Source organism: Limosilactobacillus reuteri, assembly GCF_013694365.1.
Lineage (GTDB): Bacteria > Bacillota > Bacilli > Lactobacillales > Lactobacillaceae > Limosilactobacillus > Limosilactobacillus reuteri_E.
Genome location: NZ_CP059275.1, coordinates 989,543 through 997,406, shown reverse-complemented (window position 1 = coordinate 997,406; position 7,864 = coordinate 989,543). Strand labels below are relative to the sequence as shown.

5 protein-coding genes and 1 CRISPR repeat array (1 of these 6 only partly in view) are annotated in these 7,864 nt (G+C 32.4%); of the genes, 1 reads left to right on the top strand and 4 read right to left on the bottom strand.

All coding sequences use genetic code 11. The features are described 5' to 3' along the window. Positions 1-157: 157 nt before the first annotated feature. The gene (locus tag HHK02_RS05840; RefSeq protein ID WP_231124912.1) at positions 158-442 is read left to right on the top strand and encodes a hypothetical protein; all 285 of its coding nucleotides are present in this window, start codon (positions 158-160) and stop codon (positions 440-442) included. Between the two features lie 73 nt (positions 443-515). Here HHK02_RS05840 and cas9 read toward each other — a convergent pair whose 3' ends face one another. From cas9 to csn2, 4 genes are read right to left on the bottom strand one after another with little or no spacing between them, the layout of a single operon-like run. Continuing rightward, positions 516-2,120: a type II CRISPR RNA-guided endonuclease Cas9 gene (cas9, locus tag HHK02_RS05835; RefSeq protein WP_231124911.1), complete on the bottom strand. Its 1,605-nt coding sequence runs from the start codon at positions 2,118-2,120 to the stop codon at positions 516-518. Further along, positions 2,121-3,029 carry a type II CRISPR-associated endonuclease Cas1 gene (gene cas1, locus HHK02_RS05830; RefSeq protein ID WP_099979647.1) on the bottom strand — a complete coding sequence of 303 codons (909 nt, stop codon included), beginning with the start codon at positions 3,027-3,029 and terminating at the stop codon, positions 2,121-2,123. After that, positions 3,030-3,335 carry a CRISPR-associated endonuclease Cas2 gene (cas2, locus tag HHK02_RS05825; RefSeq protein WP_085680852.1) on the bottom strand — a complete coding sequence of 102 codons (306 nt, stop codon included), beginning with the start codon at positions 3,333-3,335 and terminating at the stop codon, positions 3,030-3,032. After that, the gene (gene csn2, locus HHK02_RS05820) at positions 3,336-4,007 is read right to left on the bottom strand and encodes a type II-A CRISPR-associated protein Csn2 (RefSeq protein WP_019253824.1); all 672 of its coding nucleotides are present in this window, start codon (positions 4,005-4,007) and stop codon (positions 3,336-3,338) included. Further along, a CRISPR array of direct repeats spans positions 4,008-7,864; the repeat unit is 36 nt; unit sequence GTTTTAGATGTACTTCAAATCAATAATGTTTAGAAC; it runs 837 nt beyond the window's last position. It abuts the gene before it with no gap.

The window sequence follows — 7,864 nt, the reverse complement described above, 5'->3', positions numbered from 1 at the left end:
GGGACTTCGAGTCCGTATTATAAAATGATCTCCACTATCTTTGATTTGATATTTTGCTTTTAGGTTGTGGAACTACGAGTTCGAGTATTTAGGAAATGAAGTATAAATCTAGGATAGCGGTTATATCTAGCTCTATTTATAGAGAGGAAGTCTTTTTATGTCTGATATATTTGCCTTGGATGTTTCAATGGGGAAAAGCTACTGTGTCTGGTATCGAGGGAAACACTGTTTAAAGGAGTTTTCTTTAGTACACACGAAAGCGGGGTTTAATGCTCTACGAGATATGATTAAGAAAGCTCAGAAGCCAATTATCTACTTTGAAGCGACTGGAATTTATTCGCGAGTAATTGAACATTTCTGTGAGACCAATGGTCTCCGCTTTTGCCAATTCATCGGCTACTTACCGCAAAACATCCAAAGGGTACTTAGAGTGGCTGTCTAAAACTAATTTAAGGCCAACAAAACCAGAGCTGGCGTGGGCTCTGGTTCTTTAAGGTGCTTTCAAGTTTCAGTTACTATTTTAACGGTGAAATAGTATTTAGATAAACTTTTCTCTCAAATAAGCCGGTTGGTGATTGGTAAATCAGGCATGCATTAGGTGATAATATAATTCCATTAGAAGTTTGTATCATTCCAAATGGTGTATTTATCCCTAATACTTTCAAATTTCCCATACCTGCATTATCATGCAAACCAATTAAAATATTTTGTAATACTTCCCTCTTTCCAACTGTAATCTTTTTATTATTCTTAAATTCATTATCAATTGGTAGTTTAATGAATTTTTCTCGACCTTCATTTAACCGTTGGCGAAATTTATTTTTATTGTAGAGACTAAAATACTTATTAACTTTATTAAGTATATCATCATAAACTTTAATCAAGCGGTTATTTTTTATCTCGCTTGTAACACTATTACTTTCAATAAAATTCTTAGATAAAGTTACTAATGATTTTGAATCTAACACTAACTGACGTGCATTATATTGATAAGTAGAACTACCCAACGTAAACTTCTGATCACCATCAACTATTAGCTGACGATACATAACTTCAGGGATAATCACATCAAACTCTTGTGGTACAAGAACCCTTTGACCAGTCTTTCGATCCTTCTTTGTCTTAGCAATTTGTGGCTCAATGACTGCCTTTAATTCTGCAAGGTACTTTTCATTACTCTTTTTCTTTGCTTGATTTAATTTATTAACTACTCTTACTGGGATTCCAACAATACGGTAAGTTTCACCCTTTTTATCTCGTAACCTAATGATAGACATATACGCTGCTTTACTTCCACTGTATCCACCATAAATTGCTGTAGTTTTATTTTGCTTCAGTGGAATTAATTTCTTACCTGAATTAGCTGGGTAAATTGTCTGATCAAATAATGCGCCACTTCGCGTATATACTTCTTGCGAAACTAACATGTACTTAAAATTATAAACACGGTTCAATTTGGTAACTAATTCATCACGATCACCAATAATTTCACCAGTTTCCTTGTTTATAATCTTAGTTGGTTTCTTTATTTTTACATTTTTGCCTTCGGGTTCAAGATCATACAAAAAATTAAAGTGGTTAGTTTTCATCCCAATCCGAGTACTTTGTTTATCAAATTTTTTAAACTGGCCATAAACAAAATATGGCTGCAATTTAGGATAACGATTATATAGGTATTGCCCTACAAATGCACTTAAATACGCATCAACAGCATGATGATAGTCATTAACATCACGATTCTTAATTAGGTTAAATGATTCACGCATCTGATGAGTCAAACTTGCTTTAACTTCAATAATCTTAGAGTCAGGATAACAACTTGCTAAAATATTTGCAGCTAATTTAATGACTTGCCGTGTTTCAACTAATTGACGATTGACAAATCCAACTGCCTTAAACTTATCGATACTTTCAGGATTAGTTTGCAAGTTATTAAGTTTACGTTTACTAATCAAGCCATGCTTCTGTAATTCGTTCCAAAACGGTTTCATCTTCCCAAATTTCAAAGCCGGAACATTATCAGATTTAGCGTTATTATCCTGTCGTCTTACAAGTACTCGGTTATCTAATGAATCATCCTTAATAAACGCCTGGGGAAGAATATGGTCAATGTCATACATTCAAACATGATTAATAAGCGCATTATTTGGTACCTCATTATTAAATTTCATCTCAATCTTTATTTCTTTACTTTTTTCACTTAAATAATTTAAACACTGGCTTACATACAAATTAATTGCATTTCGTACTAGCATCTTTTTATCATTGAATGTGATTTCTAAATTTAATGAGTCTACTAATCCAAACTTCACATCTGGAGTTAATTCCGTAAAATTCTGATTTGCTACCCAATAATCAATTACTGGTCTAAACGGCTCCATCAAATCCGAGCCAAGATTAAATTGATTTTCATTGCTTCGATGATGAATTCCTAACTGAGTTAAGTAGCCTTTTGTTACAATTGCCCGATTTACCGTCGATAATAAAATCGAATACCCGTAATTCAACGCTGCATTCACCGCCGTCATTGATCGTCGAGAAAATTTCTCATTTTCAAATAACAACGGAAAATATTTTCTGGCTACTACAGCCTCACGATTAGTCTCATCATTTAATTCGAGCTGATTTAGTTCATCTGATATTAGGCTAATGTCGTGTCCATAGATATCAAGAACCTGTAACTGATTAATAATTTTAGCAGCTACTATTTTTGTCCATAAAATTTCTTTTCGGCGTTTTGCCCAATGAAATTCATTTTCGATTAATTCATATGATCGATTGTTAGAATAATAACTGACTGTTTCACAAACTGGTTGTAATGTATTATCTACAAAGATAACTTTAACCTCCCTTTTTGCCAACTCACTCAATAATGCAGATGTGATAACTGCTTGAGTAGTGGAAACTAATAGCAGTTCAATATCCTCTATTGGAATTTGATTAATTCCGTCGTTAGTTTGTACCACCATTAAATGTGATGTATACGATAATTTTGCGTGTTGCGTAACAATAACAGAACGCCATCCCATTCATAGAATAATTGTCCTTCCTGATAAATTCCGTACATCTTTACTACTCTCTCCTAGAAGAAAATGCATATCATTATATTGTTTTTCCGTCATAATCATTGATTGAATTGTCCCTGACTCAGGTAAAAAAGTGCTGATTCTTTTTTCAATAAATTGAGCTGATTTTTTGTTGACACAAACCCGCACATATACCGAATATTGAATCATCAAAAAGCCTTCATTTATTAATCGTTTACGAAATTGACGATATTCTCTCCTCTCCTTACTTGTTTCTACTGGTAAATCAAACATGATTAATAAGCGCATTTATAACTTCCAATCAACAAAATCCTTGTCAATATAATAAAAATCCGCATTTCCATAGTATTTACGATTATCTATTTCTGTGAATTCTATTAATAAAACAGGAATTTTCAATTCAATGTTTAGTTGTTGTAGTTCGTTAAATTGAGCTGAATCTAGGTAATTAGCGACATTACTTAACCCAACACATGAACTATCAGCACATTCTAAATGTAACTTTAAATCTGTTTTTATTATATCATAAGGGCTTTGCTGAACTAATGGTGAAAATTTAATCTTACAATAATTTAATAATCGTTTGATGTCACCATCGTAACGAACTTCGAGCGGTAAATCTGTCATAAATAAAATTTCTTGAACATTCGAATAAAGCCGACGTGCTTCAGCATCTAGCAAATGACGATCCTCTTCTGTTAAATTTTTTATTATTGACTTTACAATTTCCGTTGAATAAATTGTTGCTAAATTATTATTCGCAACCAAGTCACCATCCCAATCAATTGCCTTTTCGGGATCTAAGTCTTGATAATCATCATCTAAAATAGTTAGTCTATCATTGAATCCTTGCAATCCCCGAATCAACTCAAAATAAGTTTTTCGGTTATTTGTTGCCAATACTGTAAATTTCCCTTTATCTATTTGAACTGGTGGATGACCTTTATAAACGAGTTTCATGTTTTAGATGTACTTCAAATCAATAATGTTTAGAACTTTAAGACAGGTGGGACACGGCTGCCTAATGTTTTAGATGTACTTCAAATCAATAATGTTTAGAACATCAGAAAGTCCCGTTTGGATTTCACTAGCGTTTTAGATGTACTTCAAATCAATAATGTTTAGAACATATTGTTGATGACTTGTTAAGACGAGGGGGTTTTAGATGTACTTCAAATCAATAATGTTTAGAACTACTTCTTACGTTGATCGACAGTCATCTCTGTTTTAGATGTACTTCAAATCAATAATGTTTAGAACTCTTTTTGAAATTAAAGTTAAATCGCTTATGTTTTAGATGTACTTCAAATCAATAATGTTTAGAACGCAACTGGAAATGCAAGACTTCTACGATCGGTTTTAGATGTACTTCAAATCAATAATGTTTAGAACGAGCCTATGAAAAATGTTGTGACAGATCCTGTTTTAGATGTACTTCAAATCAATAATGTTTAGAACGCTTGTATCAAGGCTATGGAAGAAACACGAGTTTTAGATGTACTTCAAATCAATAATGTTTAGAACATGGTGTTGCCAGTAAAGTGATTCGTGCCTGTTTTAGATGTACTTCAAATCAATAATGTTTAGAACATCCAATTAATTAGTCCTGCTCCGAACCTAGTTTTAGATGTACTTCAAATCAATAATGTTTAGAACGAAAATGCAGTTAAAAACGTTGTTAATTGCGTTTTAGATGTACTTCAAATCAATAATGTTTAGAACCCAGAAGAGACGGTGATTAACTAATGCTACAGTTTTAGATGTACTTCAAATCAATAATGTTTAGAACATAGAAAATCAATTCGTTGGTTACCATTAAGTTTTAGATGTACTTCAAATCAATAATGTTTAGAACTAGGGCTAACAACAGACGTTGGTGAGGGTAGTTTTAGATGTACTTCAAATCAATAATGTTTAGAACTAGGGCTAACAACAGACGTTGGTGAGGGTAGTTTTAGATGTACTTCAAATCAATAATGTTTAGAACGGAAAAAGGTTGCTCAAATCCTATTTACTAGTTTTAGATGTACTTCAAATCAATAATGTTTAGAACAAGTTACTGATTTGATAGCACAAGCCGTTGGTTTTAGATGTACTTCAAATCAATAATGTTTAGAACTAAGTAGGCGATTAAATGGCTGACGAAGAAGTTTTAGATGTACTTCAAATCAATAATGTTTAGAACATAAGAAAAATGGCACTTTTACAGCCGCAAGTTTTAGATGTACTTCAAATCAATAATGTTTAGAACAAAACAGCACGGGCAAAGCTAGCTTCAATTGTTTTAGATGTACTTCAAATCAATAATGTTTAGAACCTAGTGCATTGTACGCTATTCATTACGCAAGTTTTAGATGTACTTCAAATCAATAATGTTTAGAACAAACGGCTGTCATAGGAAGACTTGTCTGGGGTTTTAGATGTACTTCAAATCAATAATGTTTAGAACTGAACAACTTTCTTTTACCATTTCTGTAGCGTTTTAGATGTACTTCAAATCAATAATGTTTAGAACGAAACTAGATGGCGATAGTCGCAAGTATGTGTTTTAGATGTACTTCAAATCAATAATGTTTAGAACATCATTGGAAGTATCATGAAGGTAAATCGTGTTTTAGATGTACTTCAAATCAATAATGTTTAGAACCTACCACTCTCATCCCTCCTCCATCCCAGCGTTTTAGATGTACTTCAAATCAATAATGTTTAGAACCGAAAGGTTGTTCTCTAGAGTGCGATCATAGTTTTAGATGTACTTCAAATCAATAATGTTTAGAACATTCGATTAAAAACGTAATCAATACGATCTGTTTTAGATGTACTTCAAATCAATAATGTTTAGAACTTGTATTCTTTGGTGATTGGAAATACTTGAGTTTTAGATGTACTTCAAATCAATAATGTTTAGAACCCCCTTATACAAATCAACGGCACCCTCTTTGTTTTAGATGTACTTCAAATCAATAATGTTTAGAACCGCCAACAAATGAACCGGCAATAATTTCTTGTTTTAGATGTACTTCAAATCAATAATGTTTAGAACGTAGCAGTAATAACACAATTCGCTTCTACTGTTTTAGATGTACTTCAAATCAATAATGTTTAGAACGGAAGCCGCTTCAAGGTTGTGTCAATGCAAGTTTTAGATGTACTTCAAATCAATAATGTTTAGAACTCAGAATACACGAGAGGAATGTTTGACGGGGTTTTAGATGTACTTCAAATCAATAATGTTTAGAACGTACAGAATTTCTTCTATGACCGATACCCAGTTTTAGATGTGCTTCAAATCAATGATGTTTATAATGTTTTAGATGTACTTCAAATCAATAATGTTTAGAACTTTAAGACAGGTGGGACACGGCTGCCTAATGTTTTAGATGTACTTCAAATCAATAATGTTTAGAACATCAGAAAGTCCCGTTTGGATTTCACTAGCGTTTTAGATGTACTTCAAATCAATAATGTTTAGAACATATTGTTGATGACTTGTTAAGACGAGGGGGTTTTAGATGTACTTCAAATCAATAATGTTTAGAACTACTTCTTACGTTGATCGACAGTCATCTCTGTTTTAGATGTACTTCAAATCAATAATGTTTAGAACTCTTTTTGAAATTAAAGTTAAATCGCTTATGTTTTAGATGTACTTCAAATCAATAATGTTTAGAACGCAACTGGAAATGCAAGACTTCTACGATCGGTTTTAGATGTACTTCAAATCAATAATGTTTAGAACGAGCCTATGAAAAATGTTGTGACAGATCCTGTTTTAGATGTACTTCAAATCAATAATGTTTAGAACGCTTGTATCAAGGCTATGGAAGAAACACGAGTTTTAGATGTACTTCAAATCAATAATGTTTAGAACATGGTGTTGCCAGTAAAGTGATTCGTGCCTGTTTTAGATGTACTTCAAATCAATAATGTTTAGAACATCCAATTAATTAGTCCTGCTCCGAACCTAGTTTTAGATGTACTTCAAATCAATAATGTTTAGAACGAAAATGCAGTTAAAAACGTTGTTAATTGCGTTTTAGATGTACTTCAAATCAATAATGTTTAGAACCCAGAAGAGACGGTGATTAACTAATGCTACAGTTTTAGATGTACTTCAAATCAATAATGTTTAGAACATAGAAAATCAATTCGTTGGTTACCATTAAGTTTTAGATGTACTTCAAATCAATAATGTTTAGAACTAGGGCTAACAACAGACGTTGGTGAGGGTAGTTTTAGATGTACTTCAAATCAATAATGTTTAGAACTAGGGCTAACAACAGACGTTGGTGAGGGTAGTTTTAGATGTACTTCAAATCAATAATGTTTAGAACGGAAAAAGGTTGCTCAAATCCTATTTACTAGTTTTAGATGTACTTCAAATCAATAATGTTTAGAACAAGTTACTGATTTGATAGCACAAGCCGTTGGTTTTAGATGTACTTCAAATCAATAATGTTTAGAACTAAGTAGGCGATTAAATGGCTGACGAAGAAGTTTTAGATGTACTTCAAATCAATAATGTTTAGAACATAAGAAAAATGGCACTTTTACAGCCGCAAGTTTTAGATGTACTTCAAATCAATAATGTTTAGAACAAAACAGCACGGGCAAAGCTAGCTTCAATTGTTTTAGATGTACTTCAAATCAATAATGTTTAGAACCTAGTGCATTGTACGCTATTCATTACGCAAGTTTTAGATGTACTTCAAATCAATAATGTTTAGAACAAACGGCTGTCATAGGAAGACTTGTCTGGGGTTTTAGATGTACTTCAAATCAATAATGTTTAGAACTGAACAACTTTCTTTTACCAT